Consider the following 16,396-nt stretch of genomic DNA (forward strand, 5'->3'; position numbering starts at 1 on the left):
ACCGCCTCGGGCAGGGGTGGACGTCCCGCGATGCGCGGACGCCCACCCCTGCCCGCTCTACGACCCACGGAGCACACCATGCATCCCCGACCCGCACACTCCCTAGCCGCCCGCACAACTACCGCACCCCGCAGCAGGCCACTCAGCTTCCGGGTGCCCGTCGCCGCCCGCCTCATCCACGAAGACGACGAAACCGACATCGGTGTCTTCGAAAACCTCCTGGAAGAAGCCCTCGGCGGCAACATCCGCTTCGACGGCTGCCCCGGCGGACACACCCTCTGGCCGCCAGGACCCGCCGACCCGCACACAGAACGCCGTCTACGCGTGGTGGCGGCCAACGCCCAGGTCACCGTTGGCAGCCGCCACCTGGTCAGATACCCCACCAAGGTGCTCACCGCCCGGCTCAGAAAGCTGCGGGATTACGGCCTCCGACTACTGGACACGCCCGTCCCATGGCAGGACACGGACGCAGGTTCCGACGAACAGGGCCCGCTCGACCCCGACCATCCCGACCACGACATGCCCGACGACACCATCTTCGGCGACAGCGACAGCGAGGACGACCGCACTCCCACCTCCTGCGTCGCGATCCCCAGCGGACTCAAACGGGTCGAAGCAGACGGGGACCACGGCGACGAAGAGCCGGGCTACGACCACGAGGACGACCCGGCCGACCGCGCCAGCAGGCGCGGCAGCCGCACCCGGCGTAACGAACCCCGGCCGTGACAAGCGAACTCGTCACCGCCGACGAGGCTCCGCGCCGGTCGGCACCGCTCACACAGCCCCATCTAAACCACGGACTAGCTGCCGGACGAGTCGACCCGGCGCGCAGCTGGGCCCGTTCAGGTTCTGTCACTCCGAATTCCACCCGACATCACCCCACATCGGCGACAACGGCTGGCGACTGCTCGGCTTCGCCCGAGCATTCAACGGGCCCGGACTACTCGACCTGGCTTCTTGACACGGCACCATCGGCGACCCCGAAACCGCCCGGCTCCGTAAACTCCTCAAGGCGTACCCACGGCCGCCAGTGGACCCCAGCAGTCCTCGCGCGGCGCGGCGGACTACCCGCAGAACAGTGGGCCCGGGGGCTGGTACCGAATCTGAGCCGTCACCTGGTTCCTGGACCAATCGGTGAGCTGGATCAACGACCCGGCCACCGACCCCGTTTGCATCACGGCCGTACGCCGGCACCTCCGCGAAGCAGCCACCCTCCTCGCACCATGACCACCGTCGCGGCGAACATCGCGGCTCGCCAACCGCACCCGACAGAGGAAGCCGTTACATGGCTTGTACCGCAGCCGGTTGACCGGCGTGCCGCTGATCTCGGGCTGGAAACTACGGCTGGGCCTTGAAGGAGGATCGAAGCCAAGGCCATACGCCAGCCGATGGTGGAGCGCTCGCGATGGCCAACTGGTGCACGCCCTGGCCGCTGTGAGGCTGTCGACTTGGGGACGGGCCCGTGGCACGACGCGAACGTCTAGTGGCCTGCCGCCAATTCCGAGGCAACACCTGGCGACACCCCCGGGCCTGAGGTCCGAAGGCTTCGCGAGGTGAGAGGGTAGGGCTGTGGCGGCTAGCGGAGTCCGTGTACTGCGGCACGGCTTACCCCAGCCCGCCTAGAGAACGCGCAGCTGAGGCCAGCGCCGTGTCTGCTGGGCGCGTTAGACGAGGCGGTCGCCCCCGCGCGGAGCGGCTGCTAGCCCTGAGCGGTGAGAGGGAGAGGACAGCGGCATGCGGCGACGGACCTTGGTGACTGGAACGCTCGCCGGTGTCGTGCTGGGCGCGCAAGCGCCGGCAATCGGATCGGCAGCCGTAGTTGGTCATGACCGGCTGCTGTTTGAGCCCGCCGCCCCAGGCGCGGCACCCGTCACCATCGACGCCCTGCGAACGGCGACGTCGCAAGCGTCAGCCAACTTCCACGCGGTCCGCTATCGCCAACTCGCTCGACAACTGCCGGAGCTGCTGCGCGCCGCCGAGGCGGCCCGTGACGCGGCACCGACCGACCGGGCGGGTTCAGTGCAGACAGTGCTCGCTGAGGTTTATGGCCTGGCGACGCGCCTCAGCGTGAAGTTGCACGATCCTGGCGTGGCGTGGTCGATGGCGGACCAGGCGGTGCAGGCGGCGCGGGCGTGCGACGACCTCCACGTACTCGCGGAGACATACCGGACGGCCGCCGTGGTGTTGCGCCGATCAGGCCGCCACGATGAGGCGCAGCGAATGGTCATTCAGGCTGCGGCTCGCCTCCAGGAGCACACCCGTTTGAAAGCCGGCAAGGATGTGTCCCTGTACGCGTCGATGCTGGCGACGGCCGCCTACACCGCTGCTCGCGCAGACCGACGCGACGATGCGTGGACACTGGCTGCGGAGGCAGGAGATGCGTTGGCTTCCGGCACGGCGTCCGGATTCGGGTCGAACGATCTTGAGCTGTACCGGTCGGGAATCGCACGGGCGCTCGGCGACTTCGGCGCGGCCGTCGATCATGCTCGCCGAGTTCGGATCGAATTGTTCTCGACTGCGGAGCGTCGGGCCCGCTACTGGGAAGACGTCGCGCTGGCATGGATGGGTCGCGGCCGGGCCTCGGAGGCGTGGGTGGCGTTGCAGGAGGCCGAGGCGACGGCACCCCAAGAGGTGCGGTATCGGCCTTGGGTACAGCATCTGACCGCTGACCTCCTTGCCGCCGACCGAGGGGGAATGCTGCCCGGGATCCGTCCGTTCGCCGCCCGCATCCAGGCGGCTGGACCAGCCTAGAGCTCGCCATGTCCTCGGAAGGCTATGCCTGATGTCCAACGCGTGGCGTGCCGCCTCGGTGCAGGAGTCTCTCTTCGGGGAAGGTGACCCTTTAGCCGGCCCTGAGCCCGTCCTGATGGCCCTAAATCCGGATTACTATGCACTCTTTTGGCGGCATGCGAAGGTTCACGAGTTCCGTCGTAGGTTCATCCAAGGTCAACCGACACGTTGGTTCGTTTACCTCACCGCGCCCGCAAGTCGGTTAGGGCCTGTCATCGACCTTGCGCCAGCGATCGTGGATTCTCCCGCGCGCATCGCCGAGATCGCTGATCGGGTCCGCCAGGGCAACGGTTCAACCGTCCTCGAGTACGTCAAAGATCTTGACCAGGCTTTCGCCATTCCGGTCCGGCGGATCCGTGAGTATCCGGGCCTCTCCCTGGCGGAAGTGCGCGCCGAACTCGGCCGCTTCCATCCGCCACAGGGGTATGTGCGCCTGCGTCAGCATCCTACTTTGCTGCGGCTTTGCGAGAGGATCGCGGCTGGTGAGCCGGTTCGGGAGATGGCGATCGATGGCGAACATAGGCGTTGTGCGTGAACAGCCGTGCGTCCCGCCCCTCGTAGCGGCGGGGGCAGCACGGCGGAGCGACGGGTGGGCGGGCCTCGTCCTTGGGGCGGGTCCGAGCTGGACCCCCGCGGTCCAGGGCTAGAGGCCGGAGGTCATCACTCATGGCCAGAATCCAGGAAGCCGCCGCCGCGCTCGTCGCTCCCGCGGGTGGACTCCGACCAGTTCGATCGGACAAGGCTCAGCAGCCCGCACCCGTGATCGGTGTACGGAGGATGTGTCGCCTCGCCACTGGTCCACGTGCGCGTCAAACGCGGTGCTGCCAGCTACAGCGAGACCAGCAACGAACTGTTGGCCCGGCAAGACACACAGTTTAGCGGGTCCGGGGTCGGTCCGACGCTGCGTGCCGGCCGTCGACCTGAACGGGGCGATGAGGAGCGGAAGCCCTCACGCGTCAGGGCGTAGTGGCGGGTGCCCGCCACGGTGGAACTCGAACCGCTCCTGCACCAACCCATACTGCTCGAACGCACCGGCGAATATCGCGCCCGCACGCGACAACAACCGCTTGGATCGATCGTTCGCTCGTTGAGTCGTGGCTATCAGCAGGTTCTCGTCGAGGTTCTCGAAGAACCAGACGCGGATCAGCTCAACCGCTTCGCCGGCCAGCCCATGCCCCCAGTACGCGCGCCGGAGCTGGTAGGACACCTCCCACGGGCCCCGCTTCCGCGCGAGGCTTCCGCTTCCAACGACCTCGCCGCTCACGCGCCCGACGATCACGAACTGGCCCCACGCCTGGGCGCTGATTTTCTGCATCGCGTTGGCTGCCGCGACCGGCGGATCGATCGGACCGCCGATGTATGAACGAACGTGCGGGTCGGTTGCCATTTCGATCAAAGCTGGCTCATCGCCGTAACCCGGTGGCCTTAACCTCACCCGTTCTCCTTCAGGCGAGAACGACAGCCAATCGGTCATCGGACAAGCGTGACAGACGCACCGCTTGAGCACGATGCCGACAGGCCAGAACCGGCACCATCGATGCGGCGGTTCGTTTGGGAATCACGGTTTCAGCACCGCGTGCAGGTGTTGCCGCTCCTCGACGGGCAACCCGAGCGATCAATGTTGGCTAGCAGTCGGCTGCTACCCGCGGGTCGCGTCGGGTCCAATCAACGCGCATTGCACGCCGTTGGCCCGCCGCGAGCCGCAGCGCTTGATCTGGATCTACGGGCGGTACCGGGCCTCGGTCGCCAGGCCGCACCCGGCGGTCCGGTAGAGCAGAGCCTGAAACAGACCGATTTCGGACAACGGTCTCTTCAAGTATCGGTGCTGTTCGGGGTGGCAGGGGACCCGTCAGTAGCCGGCTACCTCAGGGTTGCGTGGAAGGTGTTCCGGTGTCGTTGGCGGCGTGGCCACGCTCGAGGATCAGCACGCAGGAGAACAGACCCGACCGTGCGCCGGACACTTGTTCGCGCGCGGAGAGGAGCTCACCTGTGCCGGGGTTGATGATGAGCTGCGTCGTGGAGCCGGCAGCGGTCACCGTGAAGCCGAGGCCGGTCCGTCCGGCGAGGTCTGTTTGCTCGCCTTGATAGGCGATGTTCGGTACGGCGGCTAGGACGCGCAGAGTGGCCCGGCGCTGGTCCTGGTTGAGGTATTGATGGATGGCGAGGCCGGTGACGCCGTGAACGAGCATTCGCGGGTAGGCGGGCCTACCGGCCAGCTCGCGTGGGGCCAGCGCGCTGGCGAGCGCGGTGGCGTCGGCGGGCAGCGGTTCGGTGAGGTACGGCTTCAGGTCGCCCGCGAGGTATGGGGTGGTCGTCTTTTGGGCTGTGGCAAATTGGCCGTGCTCGGCCTGGGTCGGGCGGTAGGCGAGGCCAGGCACGTCGGGGAGCCGGCGGGTCACCTCCCGGCCGGAGTCGTCAGCGTCGCGGCGCCAGCGCCGGAGGTCGGTGCGGGTGATCTTGTTGGTGGCGCGGGTCCACGACTGGGTGTGCAGGTAGGTATAGGGCAGTCCGGTGGCGGCGTCGGCGGGTGTGCTGCCGACGTTCCCGGCGAGGGCAATCAGGCGTTGGTGCGGGGTGAGGCCGGGATCGGTGGCGGCCGTTGGAGGCGTCGTGGTGCTTTGCTGCCGTGGTGCTACGGACGCAGAATGCGGGTGGTCTTGGCCGGCGGGGGTGCTTGATTGGCAGGCAGTGAGCAGGACTCCGAGAGCGCTCGCAATCAGCGGGTGGGCGAGAGCAGTCCGTCGGGGCATGGGCATCGTTGTACGGATTCCTCGCTGGATCGGTAGGTGGTCAGAGGCTGGCGCTGGCCGGCTTCGGCATTCAGACGGCCCGGCTTTGGGGTCGTCGGTGACAGTTGGGACGTAAGCGCGCGTACGCCGCTCGTGTTGTTTCCGTTGGCTGTAGGCGCTAGGTGGCATTGCGGAGCAGGTTGGTCAGTGCCTGTTGGCCGCGGTCGGTGAGCATGGCCGTCAGGGAGCGCCGGTGTGGCACCTGCCGCAGGTGTCCGTCGGCGAGCAGCACGTTGAAGGTGTCGCGGACGGTGCCCTCAGAAGGGGTGTTCACCGAGGCGGCTAGTTCACGCACCGTCCATGTCCGGCTAGGGTCCGCGAGCAGCGTCGTGTAGATGCGGCGCCGCTTGCCCGCCATCGACCCACCGTCCAAGCGCAATTCCTCACCGCCTAGTCAGATTGGCCTGCCGCGCAGGACAGGGCTGCGGTCACTGGGCGATGTGTCGGTCGCAACGGGCGTCTCTCGATTCGGCTGGTCGGAGACGTGGGCGGGTCAACCGATGGTGCCTGCGGCGACCCACTCCGGGTTTAAGCCGACGGGCGCGCGTGGCTGCCGGCTTAGGGGAAGTCAGCATCAGGTGCTCATGCGGGCGTGGAGGGTGACGTTGCTGCCGACGCGTAGCAGGACCCCCGGGTCCTGCATGAGTCGGTCGAACTGGTCGAGTTCGGCGTTGGTGAACCCGACGGTGCCGGTGAGCTGATCGCGCAGGTGCCGGGCGGCGTGGCGGTAGCGGGCGCATCCGGGTCCGCCGCCGCGGATGGTCTCGGTGTGAGTGGTGGCGCATACCTGGTCCATGCCCAGGGCGACGAGTAGCCCGATGGTGGCGTCGGTCGAGGGACCGGCCGCTGGCGACGGAGTGAGGGCATTGATCGCCCGGATGACCTTGTCGATGATGGTGGTGCCACCCGGGACGGCGGTGTAGACGATCGGCGGGGCGACGATGGTGCCGGCGAGGATGAGCCAGCCCTCGGGGCGGAGCAGCGCGGTCGCCGGCGCGATCGCGTCGAGGTGGTCTGGCTGACGGTGGGCGAGCACGATGTCGTAGCCGCGTGGATCAGCGGGTAAATCCGTCCCGGTTGAAGCGTCGACGGCGGTGACGTGTCCGCTCGGGCCAACCAGGCGGGCCACGTGCGCGATGTCGGCGGCGCCGGTGAGGTCTAAGACTCGGTGTCCGGTGCTGACGTTTACTCGCTCGAGTTGGTCGCCGAGTAGTCGCGTGAGTGTTGTCTGCGCCGCTGTGCGCCACTGCTGTCCGCTGGTCGGCGCGTCGGTGTCGTTGTTCTGATCAGCGCGGCTAGTGCTGTGAGTCAAGGTGTTGAGCTCCCCTCGGTGATGCCGCCGCGAAGTCGTGTGGCGGGTCGTCGGTTCCGGCCGGGTGGCCGTGGCGTTGGTCGACGCAGGTGGCACGCATGCGGTTCAGTTCTTGGCGCAGGCGCGGGCCGTCGCGGTGACCTGGGTGTGCGGCGCGGTGCTCGGCGGCGGCCCGGGCGAGGAGTTGGCGCGCTTGGGCGCAGTGCCCGTCTTGATAAAGGACGAGGGCAAGAGTCGCTTGGGCGGCGAGGGTGGGCAATGCCCGGGGGCCTTCGGCGGAGGTGTGGTGGCGGATGAGATCGCGGTAGCAGTCGGCCGCTTCGGGGAGTTCGCCGGTACGGCGGTACGCGACGGCAAGAATCTTGAGCGCGGCACTCGCCTCCGGTGATGTGGCACCGCGCAGACGACGCAGGGATCGGTGCGCCCACCCGGCCCATGGCAACGCGGCGTTGGGGTCGCCATCGGCGAGAGCGAGTTCTGCGAGTAACGCGGCAGAGTTGGCAGTGGCGACGTCCAGGGCGGAGCTGTCACCGGTGGGGTCGGTGTGCAGCAGGCCAGTGTGCAGAACCTCGATGGCGCGTGCACGATCACCATGATTGGCGCGAGCACGGGCATAGTTGAGCCGTTGAGCCGGGGACATACGCGGTCCGACGAGCTGCCGCGGGTCGGACCGCCACGTGAAGTGCAGATCGCTGGGCGAGGCACCGACTGCGACCCGGTGAATGCCACCGGGGGCGTACGCGGCAGCGGCATCGATCTTGTCTTTCGGCACGAGGTGCGGGGCGCGGTGCAGCACCGCCCGCGCGACCGCGTCGCGTAGCCCCTGCGCCGGCACGGGTGCCCGGCCGCAGGCCGGCATGCACAGGTATACCGGCGGGCACTTGGGAAGCTGCACCAGGATCATCGGGTGGTCGCAGTCATGGCAGGTCACCAGTCCCGGCGGGACTGGTGCGGCTGGCACCGCGCGGGCTCGGGCCACCCACTCGTCGATCGTGGCCTGTGACAACCCGCGCTCGCGGGCCGCCTCGGTGATCGCATGGTGCAGGTCGTGCTCGGCGGCACGCTTGAGCGTCGCGGCGACCGCGTCGGCAACGAACGCCGGCGTCCATGGGGTAGCCGGTGAGGTCCGCGACGGCATGGCTGGTTCCTTCCCTGATCAGGTGGTTTTCGCGGTTGATAAGCCACTCGGCGCTGGCCATGAGGGCGTTGCCTGGGTGCAGACGGCGCGGTGGTTTTCACCGGCGGGCGTCTGAGCGATGTCCGTGATGCGGGCGCGGATTGGATCGCCTTTGGGCAGGTAGCGGGCGGCGATGGTCGTGGCGGCGGTGAGGCAGCGGTGGGCGACGTCGTGCCACCCGCAGTCGCGATAGAGGCACGTGAGCTGTGTGAGCGCTTTCAAGCTGACCGGCGCTTCGGGTCCGTGCCGTTGTGCGGCAGTGGTGTAGACGTCGGCAAGGTCTCGGATTGCTTTCTCACAGCGGCCGACGCGGTGGTGCGCTTCGGCCATGCCGGCGCGGGCGTACAGGGTCCGCTCGTGGCTAGGGCCGAGTTCGGCGGTGGCGAGGTCGACCAGGTCGCGGTAGGCGGTGACGGCCTGGTCGGCGTGTCCGGTCAGCGCGGCCAGGGGTGCCAGCATCGCCGCGGCGTCGAGGCGCTCCGCGGGGTGATTGGTGCGGTGGGCAAGCGTGTGGGCGTAGACGGCCCACTGGTAGGCGTCGTTGAGATCACCTAGCGTCTGCCGTTCGGCGGCGTGGTCGATTGCCCTGCGAGCGGGCGTCTGGTGGAGCCCTCGCGCTGGTTGCGGTGCCGCCCGGGGCATCGTGAGATGCATGGTTGTTCCCTTGCGTTCGTCGAAGGGCTGGCGGGGACTCTCGGGCTAGGCGCGAGCCGCCGGTCAGGTGCCGCTCAGGTCGGTGTCGTGTGGTGGCGGCCGGGCGCTGAGGTTTCGTTCTGGCTCGGGCGGCTAGTGGGCGGGGGCTTGGGCGATGGTGGAGGTGTACTGGTAGGAGCGCAGCACCACCATCGGGTCGGCCATCAGCTCGGCGAAGCGGTCCAGGTCCTCTTCCGTCGCGCCGTCGGCGAGCAGTTGGTCGGCCAGTTGGTGGACGTTGTCGGCGTAGAGCTGGCAGCCGGGGCCGCCGCCGGTCCAGGTGCGGGCGGTGGTGCGGGCGTGCACGTGGTTCATCCCGGCGTGCAGCAGCAGGGAGGCTGCCCTGTCGCCCCAGTGGAGGTCGACGCCCTGGCTGGCGAGGACGTCGAGAACGCGGTGCACCACATTGGCGAGTAGTTCCGCGTCTTCGGGGGAGGGTGCGCGGTGTACCCACATGCGGGAGTAGACGATGTCACCGAGGACGAGCCATCCGCCCGGCTTCAGTAGGGACATCATCTCGTCGAGCAAATCGGTTCGGTTGGCAAGCGGCGCCAGGGCGCAGCGCGCATTGATCAGGTCGAACGGCGCGGCTTCGGAGGGTAGTTGCAGCCCGTGGCGGAGGTCGCGTTCGTAGACGTGGACGATCGCGGTGGGGTCGAGCAGTTTCGCGTTGCTGTCCACGGCGACGACACGACCCGACGATCCGACCAGGCCGGCGAGGTGACGCGTGAGCGAACCGGTTCCGGCGCCGACATCGAGGACGCGCTGCCCATCCTTGATCCCGATGCGGGTGAACTCGCGTGTCGTGATTGGGTCGAACACGTTCGGCAGGTCTCGGGGCGGCGTGCTGCTGGAGATCTGGTGGCGCTGGTGGGTGGACGTCATTGGTTCCTCCTGGGTTCAGCCCTGGTTCGCGAGAACGCTGGTGCCGCTGTGGGTCCAGCGCAGTTCGACGGATTCAGGGCTCTGGACGAGGGCCTGTTCGACAAGCCGGATCAGGTGTTGGCGTAGGTCGGCCCGGGTGGACTCCTGCCATCGCTGGTAGGTAATAAGTGGCCAGGTGGCCGCGGTGCGCCGGTCGTAGGCGGCGGCGAAGCCGACGACGAGTGCCTCCAGGTGCTGCGCGTCGTACAGGGCCCCAGGGCAGAAGCAGACATAGAGCCGGCGACGCGGGGCGGCGGCGTAGGGCTGGAGGAGCCCTCGGCAGGTGGTGCAGCTGGCCAGGTCGGTGAGCAGCCAGAGGCTGGTGTCGTCGTCGTTCACGATGTCACCGCCTTTGCCTGCTTGAAGGTGGGTGAGATGGTCGGCGGCGCCGTTCGGGTCGGCGACGCCAACCACCCACCGCCGCCCGCGATGGATGCTCGGACGGCGGCCCTGCACCTGGGGGCCGGACCCGCCAGGTGCAGGGCGTACGCGAGGCGCGGAGGTCGCCTCGCCGGGCTGCGGAGAGGAGTCCTGGTGGTCATCGTGTGGATCCCGTCGGTACGGCAAGCACGTCGTGCAGGCGGGTGGGATCGGCACGCAGATCGGCTGCGGGGGCGTGCAGGGCGATGGTGCCTCGGTCGAGGACGGCGACGTCGTGCGCGATGTCGAGGGCGAGGGCGAGGTTCTGCTCGGCGAGCAGGACCGCGCTGCCGGTCGCGGCGAGGCCGGTGATGATCGCGGCGAGCTGGCCGACGATGGCGGGGGCGAGGCCTTCGGAGGGCTCGTCGAGCAGCAGCACCTGCGGCCCGGCGAGCAGGGCTCGGGCCAGGGCGAGCATTTGCTGTTCGCCGCCGGAGAGTTGGTGGGGTCGGTGGTGACGGCGCCCGGCGAGCGCGGGAAACAGGTCGAGGATCTGCCGTGCGGTGATGGTGCGGGGGCGGCCGGGCTGGGGTCGGGGCAGCGCGAGGTGTTCGGCGACGGTGAGGCCGGCGAACAGGCGGCGTCCTTGCGGAACGAGGCCGACGCCGCCGTGGCAGCGGCGCCGGGTAGAAAGGCCAGTTACCAGCCGGTCGTGCAGGAGGATCTCGCTGCCCGGCAGGGCGGGGTGCAGGCCAGCGATGGTGTTGATCAGAGTGGTCTTGCCGGCGCCGTTGCGGCCGACGACGGCGCTTACCCTCCCGGCCTGCACATCGAGGGTGACGCCGGTGAGCACGGGTGCGCCGTGGTGACCGGCGCGCAGGTTGCGCACCCGCAGGACCGGCTGGGCAGCTGCGGGTGAGCCGGTGGGGGTGCCGCCCGGCGCGTTGGGCTGATGGTTGGTGGGGTCTGCTTCGGCGAGGTACACGCGGCGTACGTCCGGGTGAGCGCGTACTTCGCTGGGGGTGCCGGTGGTGAGGTGTTGGCCGTGGTGCAGGACGGTGACGGTGTCGGCGACCGCGGTGACGAAGTCGAGGTTGTGGTCGACCAGCAGCACGGCGATGTCGGTGGGCAGTGCGCGGATCAGCTCGGCGAGGCGGGTGACCTCGGTGGTGGCGAGGCCTGCGGAGGGTTCGTCGAGCAGGAGCAGTCGGGGCTGGGCGGCCAGGGCGACGGCGACTTCGAGGCGGCGTTGGTCGCCGTACGAGAGTTGGCTGGTAGGCCAGTCGGCGCGCTCGGCCAGCCCGACCCGGGCCAACGCGTCCAGGGCCGCCGCCGACACGCGAGGCCGCAGGCGTAGCGCGGCCAGACGCTGCCCGGGCACGGCGAGCAGTACGTTCTGCGCAACAGTCAGCGGGCGGGCCAGAGCGGGATGCTGCCAGGTGCGAGCGATTCCGGCGCGGGCGCGCCGGTGGGCCGGCCAGCGGTGGATGTCGTGTCCGGCGTAGTGGATACGCCCCGAAGTGGGCCGCAGGGTGCCAGCGATCAGGTGCAACAAGGTGCTCTTGCCGGCGCCGTTGGGTCCGATGAGCGCGTGCCGAGCCCCGGCGTGCAGGCCGAGGCTGACCTCGTCGACGGCTCGGCGAGCGCCGTAGGCGCGGCTGACGGTGTCCAGTCGCAGCAGCGGTGTACTCATGTTCGCCCCCGATCGCCTCGGGTGACAAGCCCGACCAGCCGGTGTCGGGGCAGGTAGGCCAGGGCGAGGAAGCTCAGGCCGAGCAGGGTGCTGCCGTGACCGCTGAGCAGGCCGCCGGCCCAATCTCGGGCGGCCACCAAGAGAATCGCGGCGGCGCAGGCGCCGATCATGCTGCCGGACCCGATCAGCGCGGCGGCGAGGGCTAGGGCCGATACGCCCATGGCGGCGTCGGCGGGCGAGACGTAGCGGGTCACCGCAACGAGCAGCGCGCCGGCCGCTCCGGCGATCGCCCCGGCAAGGGTGTACGCGGCGAGCAAGAGTCGGCTGGTGTGGTGGCCGGTCGCTTGTACACGGGGCTCGTGGGCGGCGAGGCCGCGCAGGAGCAAGGCGAAACGGGTGCGGGCGATGACGATGACGGCGGCGCCGATGATCAGGGTGCAGGTCAGGACGTACAGGTACACCCAGCCGGGCCGGACCATCGGCGGCAGGCCGGGCAGCGCGACCACCGGCTCGGTGTGGGTGCCCTCGCTGCCGCCCGGCGCCCACTGACCGGCGGCGGCGTGCACGAGCTCACCGAGACCGAACGTAACCATGAGGAAGGTGGTGCCCCGGACCCGCACCGCGAGCAGGCCGGTCACCGCGGCGGCGACGGCCCCGACGGCGCTCGCCGCGAGCAACTGAACCGGACCGAGACTGGTCAGCGTGGCGAGGGTCGCGGCGGTGTACGCGCCGACGACGAGGTACGCGGCCTGCCCGAGCGGTGGTTGCCCGGCCAGCCCTACCAGCAGCTGCGCACTCATCGCGAGCACCGCCATCACCAGGGCGGTTGCGGCGAGCGAGACGACGTAGGCGTTGACCATCCACGGCAGCGCCACTGCCGCCACGACGACGATCCCCGAAGCGACGGGTACCAGGCGAGCCGCCCGGCTGACGGGTCGCCGTTGCGCCGTTGCGTTGGTGGGGGCGGGTGTGAGGGTGGTGGTCACGCGGGCCGTCCCGCAAGCGAGGGGCGGTGCCGGACGGTGAGAGCGATCAGCATCGCGGCGGCAAGAACAAAGGCGGCGGCGCCAGGGACGAGCGAGACACCGAGCGTGAGGATTTGTCCAACTCCGAGGGCGGCGAGCAGGGCGCCGCGGATGCTGCCGAGGCCGCCGACGACGCAGACGATCAGCGAATAGACCAGGATCGTGGTGTCCACGCCGGGGGCCGGGCCAATGACCGGGGCGCCGAGCACGCCGGCGGTGACCGCAAGGACTCCCCCACCGACCAGCACGGCCGCCCGGGTCGTGCGGGTGCGTAGTCCGGTGGCGGCGGCCATGTCGGGGTCGGCGACCACGGCCCGCACGATCGCTCCTGCCCGGGAACGCTCGACGACCCAGATCAGCAGCACCACGATCAGGGCGGCGACCGCGATGAACCCCAGCCGGTAGACCGGGTACTGGTAGCCGCCGAGGCTGACCGACCCGGCGAGCGCCCGGGGTGGGTCGACTGAGCGCGGTTCGGCCCCGAACACGGTGCTGAACTGGTCGGCGGCGATGTAGGCCACCCCGAGGGTGGCGAGCACCTGGTCCAGCGGGCGGTCCGTGAGGGGGCGCACGGCGGCGGCGAGGCCCGCGCCCCCGACGGCGCCGATCAGGACCGCCGCGGCGAGGGCCAGGCCGAGGCCGGCCCAGCCGCCGTCGCCGAGGTGCCAGGCAAGATAGGCGCCAGCGAGGTAGAGGGTGCCGTGGGCCATGCTGAACACCCCGGCCACGCCGAAGATCAGCGTGAGTCCGGCCGCGATGACGAACAGCAGCAGTCCGTACGCGACCCCGTCCAACGCGGTAATCGTGTAAGGGTTGACCAGCCCGCTCAGGCCCACGGCACTCCTCCTTTCCGAACGCAGGTCAGGCGGACGCGAGGCGCCGGCCGATGGTGGTGTGCATCAGGTAGCCCGACAGCATCAGCTGCGGGTCCATCAGCACCTGCCGCAGCTCGGCCAAGTCATCGCGGCTCATGCCGGCCGCGGCCAACTCGGCCTCGCGCTGAATGGAGTTGGAGTGGTGCAGCCGGCAGATGCCGGTGCCGCCGTGCCACGAGCGGGACTCGACGCGACTGTCAACGTCGACCAGGCCGAGGCGCAGCATCACCTCCGGCGCCCGCTGCGCCCAGCCCATATCCGCCCCACGGGACTCGCCGAAGGCGAGCAGGGCGTCCTGGAACCGTTCGATCAGCTCGGTCGCCCGAGGGCTGGGGCTGCGGCGGATCATGTCCCGCCAGGTGCAGTCCCAGTCCGCCACGACCAGCGCGCCGCCCGGGGTGAGAGCGCGCGTCAGGTCGGCGAGGACCTGCTCCCGCTCGGGCAGGTGCATCAGCACCAGGCGGGCGACGATTGCCTGCTGCGACCCCGCCGGCAGTTCGATATCGCGGATGTCGCCGGCCCGGACGGTGACATTGGGCCCTTCGGGGATGTGGCGGGGGTCGAGGTCCACGGCGGTGACGTGCCCGTCCGGGGCGACCTGGTCGGCCAGCCAGGTCGTCATGGTGCCCGCCCCGGCGCCGATGTCCGTGACCTTCCAGCCAGGCCCGACCCCGAGCTCGATCAGGGTCCGGCGGGTGCCAGCGTCGAGGATCTCAGCGAGGTGACGTAGCTGGTTGGCGGCCTCGTCGGTGGCGTTGTCGAACATGTACCCGGCCTGCGCGCCGGTGATCATCGCGCTCATGGTGTGTACGCCTTTCGGTGTCAGGAGCCGAGGGTGGTGAGCGTCTGCACGGTGCGGTTGACCCACACCTGTCCGTCCTGGGCCACTTCCCGCAGGTAGTACGCCTGCACAGGGGTGTGGTTTACCGGCCCGAACTGCCAGGCGCCTCGGGGCGAGTCGATCGACCCCACCCGCGGCAGCGCCGCGGTGAGCGTCTGCGAGGTCAGCCCGCTGGCTGTCCCACCAGCGGCGGCGGATGACGCAGCCGGGCTGCTACCTGCCAGGCTGCTGCTCGCCGCTGGGCTGCTGGGGGCCGGTGCCGTGCCGGTGGCGCTGGGTGTGGTCGCGGGGGCGTCAGGCTGGGCGAGCGCTTCGGAAATGGCCCTGTCCAGGACGAGGGCCGCGTCCCACGCGCAGACGTGGTAGAGGTTCGGCAGCTTCCCGTCGTTGGCCGAGGTGAACCGGCGCACGAAGTCACGGTTGGCCGCGTTGTCCAAGGTCGACGAGTAGTTAAGCGTGGTGTAGATGCCCTTGGCCTGCTCCTTCAACGCCGCCAGTGGCGCGCCTTCGGTGAGGAAGCCCGAGGCGTACAGCGGCGTGGTGATGCCGTACTGGCGGTATTGCTTGACGAACTCGATCGCGGACGCACCGGCGTAGAAGGTGTAGACGGCCGCTGGCTTGGCTTCCTTGATCTTCGTCAGGTATGGGGAGAATTCGGTCGTTGGCGCCGGCGCCCACGGCGTCCAGGTCGGCTCGCCGCCTGGGTTCGCCAACTGCCCACCCGCCTTGCGGAAGGCGGTGACGAAGCCGCCGATTTGATCACGGCCGCCGATGTAGTCCGGGCCGATCACCCACACCTGGCCGTTGCCCACCGTCGTGCGCAGGTAGCCGGCGATCGACGCGCCGGTCTCCTGACTCAGCCACGACGTCGACCACAGATGGGTGGGATCGGCGATCGTGGAGGGCCGCCCGCCCATGCCGATCAGCGGCACCTTGGTCTCGTTCAGCAGCGGGTACAGGGTCTGCACCGTGTCAGCGGTGCCCCCGCCGACGAGGGCGAGGACTTTGTCCTGCTCGATGAGCTTGCGCGCCGAGGCGAGGGCGGTGGCCTTGCCGTCGCCTTCGTCGGCCTCGATCACCTTCACGGGTCGGCCGCCGAGCTTGCCGCCCAGCTTGTCCAGGGCCAGCCGCCACCCGGCGGCCTGGTCGTCGCCGATCGACTTATAGGGCCCGCTCCTCGGCACGATCAAGCCGATGCGGATCTCGTTGTTGGTGGTGTCCGCGTCGCTGAGGCTCGAGCCGGCGCAGCCGGTGGCAGCGAGCAGGGCGGTGGCAGCGATGGCGGCGGTGGCCGTTCGCCAGCGATGAGGCCGGCGGGTGGTTGGTTGAGGGGTCACGAGAGTCGACGTCCTTTCGTTGCGAGGGGATGTTGCGAGGGCCGTATGTGGTGCTGGGGTGGTCGGGCGGGGCTGGCCAGGTGGTGCAGGATGGCCAGGACGGAGTCGGGTTCCGTGGCGTCGCAGGTCAGGACCGGCACCTGCGCGCTGACCCGGAGGGCGTCGCGGATCTCGTGGCGGTTGCGAGAGCCGCCGAGCGGCCGGTTGATCGCGACCAGGTACGGCAGGTCGCAAGCATCGAGGTAGTCCAACGCCGGATAAGACACCGGCAGGCGAGTCGTGTCGACCAGCACGATCGCGCCTGTGGCGCCGAGAGCGAGGTGGTCCCACATCCACCACCAGCGTCGCTGCTCCGGCGTCACCTGCAGGACGACGGTGGCGCCGCTGGGCAGTGCGGCGTAGCCGACCTCTCCGACCGCACCCGGCTGGCCAAGCAGCGTCGCGCGGCCACGTTGAGCGGCTCGCAGGAAGCAGGACTTGCCCACACCCGCGCCGCCGGTCACCAGCACCTTGACCATCGAGGCGGCACGTTCCATCACGCCCGGGTCCGCGCTCATGCTCATCACCGCCCGCACGCCGG

At 69.7% G+C, this 16,396-nt stretch carries 17 protein-coding genes; 3 read left to right on the forward strand and 14 right to left on the reverse strand.

Annotation, left to right across the window (positions count from 1 at the left end):
- Positions 1 to 78: 78 nt before the first annotated feature.
- From ABZS40_RS19815 to ABZS40_RS19825, 3 genes are all read left to right on the forward strand, one after another.
- Positions 79 to 726, forward strand: a complete 648-nt coding sequence (locus ABZS40_RS19815) for a hypothetical protein (protein WP_354944682.1) — start codon at positions 79 to 81, stop codon at positions 724 to 726.
- A 1,008-nt stretch (positions 727 to 1,734) separates the two neighbouring features.
- Positions 1,735 to 2,751 (forward strand): hypothetical protein, encoded by a 1,017-nt coding sequence (locus ABZS40_RS19820; protein WP_354944684.1) that lies wholly within the window; start codon positions 1,735 to 1,737, stop codon positions 2,749 to 2,751.
- A gap of 31 nt (positions 2,752 to 2,782) precedes the next feature.
- Positions 2,783 to 3,325: a hypothetical protein gene (locus ABZS40_RS19825; RefSeq protein WP_354944685.1), complete on the forward strand. Its 543-nt coding sequence runs from the start codon at positions 2,783 to 2,785 to the stop codon at positions 3,323 to 3,325.
- 414 nt (positions 3,326 to 3,739) lie between these two features.
- Here ABZS40_RS19825 and ABZS40_RS19830 read toward each other — a convergent pair whose 3' ends face one another.
- From ABZS40_RS19830 to ABZS40_RS19895, 14 genes are all read right to left on the reverse strand, one after another.
- The gene (locus ABZS40_RS19830) at positions 3,740 to 4,264 is read right to left on the reverse strand and encodes a GNAT family N-acetyltransferase (protein WP_354944687.1); all 525 of its coding nucleotides are present in this window, start codon (positions 4,262 to 4,264) and stop codon (positions 3,740 to 3,742) included.
- A gap of 391 nt (positions 4,265 to 4,655) precedes the next feature.
- Positions 4,656 to 5,540, reverse strand: coding sequence for a hypothetical protein (locus tag ABZS40_RS19835; RefSeq protein WP_354944689.1), 885 nt, complete (start codon positions 5,538 to 5,540; stop codon positions 4,656 to 4,658).
- 157 nt (positions 5,541 to 5,697) lie between these two features.
- On the reverse strand, positions 5,698 to 5,937 hold the full coding sequence (locus ABZS40_RS19840; protein WP_354944691.1) for a hypothetical protein: 240 nt from the start codon (positions 5,935 to 5,937) through the stop codon (positions 5,698 to 5,700).
- A 216-nt stretch (positions 5,938 to 6,153) separates the two neighbouring features.
- Positions 6,154 to 6,891, reverse strand: coding sequence for a hypothetical protein (locus ABZS40_RS19845; RefSeq protein ID WP_354944693.1), 738 nt, complete (start codon positions 6,889 to 6,891; stop codon positions 6,154 to 6,156).
- Complete coding sequence (locus ABZS40_RS19850) at positions 6,875 to 8,029, reverse strand: tetratricopeptide repeat protein (protein WP_354944694.1); 1,155 nt, start codon at positions 8,027 to 8,029, stop codon at positions 6,875 to 6,877. Before ABZS40_RS19850 ends, ABZS40_RS19845 begins: the two co-directional genes overlap by 17 nt.
- Positions 8,030 to 8,047: 18 nt before the next feature.
- Positions 8,048 to 8,722, reverse strand: a complete 675-nt coding sequence (locus ABZS40_RS19855) for a hypothetical protein (RefSeq protein WP_354944695.1) — start codon at positions 8,720 to 8,722, stop codon at positions 8,048 to 8,050.
- Between the two features lie 132 nt (positions 8,723 to 8,854).
- Positions 8,855 to 9,646: a methyltransferase domain-containing protein gene (locus ABZS40_RS19860; protein ID WP_354944697.1), complete on the reverse strand. Its 792-nt coding sequence runs from the start codon at positions 9,644 to 9,646 to the stop codon at positions 8,855 to 8,857.
- Between the two features lie 15 nt (positions 9,647 to 9,661).
- Entirely contained in the window at positions 9,662 to 10,024 is a 363-nt protein-coding gene (locus ABZS40_RS19865; RefSeq protein ID WP_354944699.1) for a hypothetical protein, read from the reverse strand.
- Positions 10,025 to 10,223: 199 nt separating this feature from the next.
- Positions 10,224 to 11,738: an ATP-binding cassette domain-containing protein gene (locus ABZS40_RS19870; RefSeq protein WP_354944701.1), complete on the reverse strand. Its 1,515-nt coding sequence runs from the start codon at positions 11,736 to 11,738 to the stop codon at positions 10,224 to 10,226.
- Positions 11,735 to 12,724 carry a branched-chain amino acid ABC transporter permease gene (locus ABZS40_RS19875; RefSeq protein ID WP_354944703.1) on the reverse strand — a complete coding sequence of 330 codons (990 nt, stop codon included), beginning with the start codon at positions 12,722 to 12,724 and terminating at the stop codon, positions 11,735 to 11,737. Before ABZS40_RS19875 ends, ABZS40_RS19870 begins: the two co-directional genes overlap by 4 nt.
- Positions 12,721 to 13,599 (reverse strand): branched-chain amino acid ABC transporter permease, encoded by an 879-nt coding sequence (locus ABZS40_RS19880; RefSeq protein WP_354944705.1) that lies wholly within the window; start codon positions 13,597 to 13,599, stop codon positions 12,721 to 12,723. The genes ABZS40_RS19875 and ABZS40_RS19880 overlap by 4 nt, the downstream gene beginning before the upstream one ends.
- Positions 13,600 to 13,624: 25 nt before the next feature.
- A complete protein-coding gene (locus tag ABZS40_RS19885; RefSeq protein WP_354944706.1) occupies positions 13,625 to 14,440 on the reverse strand; it encodes a class I SAM-dependent methyltransferase in 816 nt (271 codons plus the stop codon).
- Between the two features lie 20 nt (positions 14,441 to 14,460).
- Entirely contained in the window at positions 14,461 to 15,816 is a 1,356-nt protein-coding gene (locus ABZS40_RS19890) for an ABC transporter substrate-binding protein (RefSeq protein WP_354944708.1), read from the reverse strand.
- Complete coding sequence (locus ABZS40_RS19895) at positions 15,813 to 16,373, reverse strand: hypothetical protein (RefSeq protein ID WP_354944710.1); 561 nt, start codon at positions 16,371 to 16,373, stop codon at positions 15,813 to 15,815. Before ABZS40_RS19895 ends, ABZS40_RS19890 begins: the two co-directional genes overlap by 4 nt.
- Positions 16,374 to 16,396 lie beyond the last annotated feature (23 nt).

It is taken from the genome of Micromonospora sp. NPDC005324 (assembly GCF_040607155.1).
In the GTDB taxonomy this organism is placed as follows: Bacteria; Actinomycetota; Actinomycetes; order Mycobacteriales; family Micromonosporaceae; genus Micromonospora; species Micromonospora trifolii.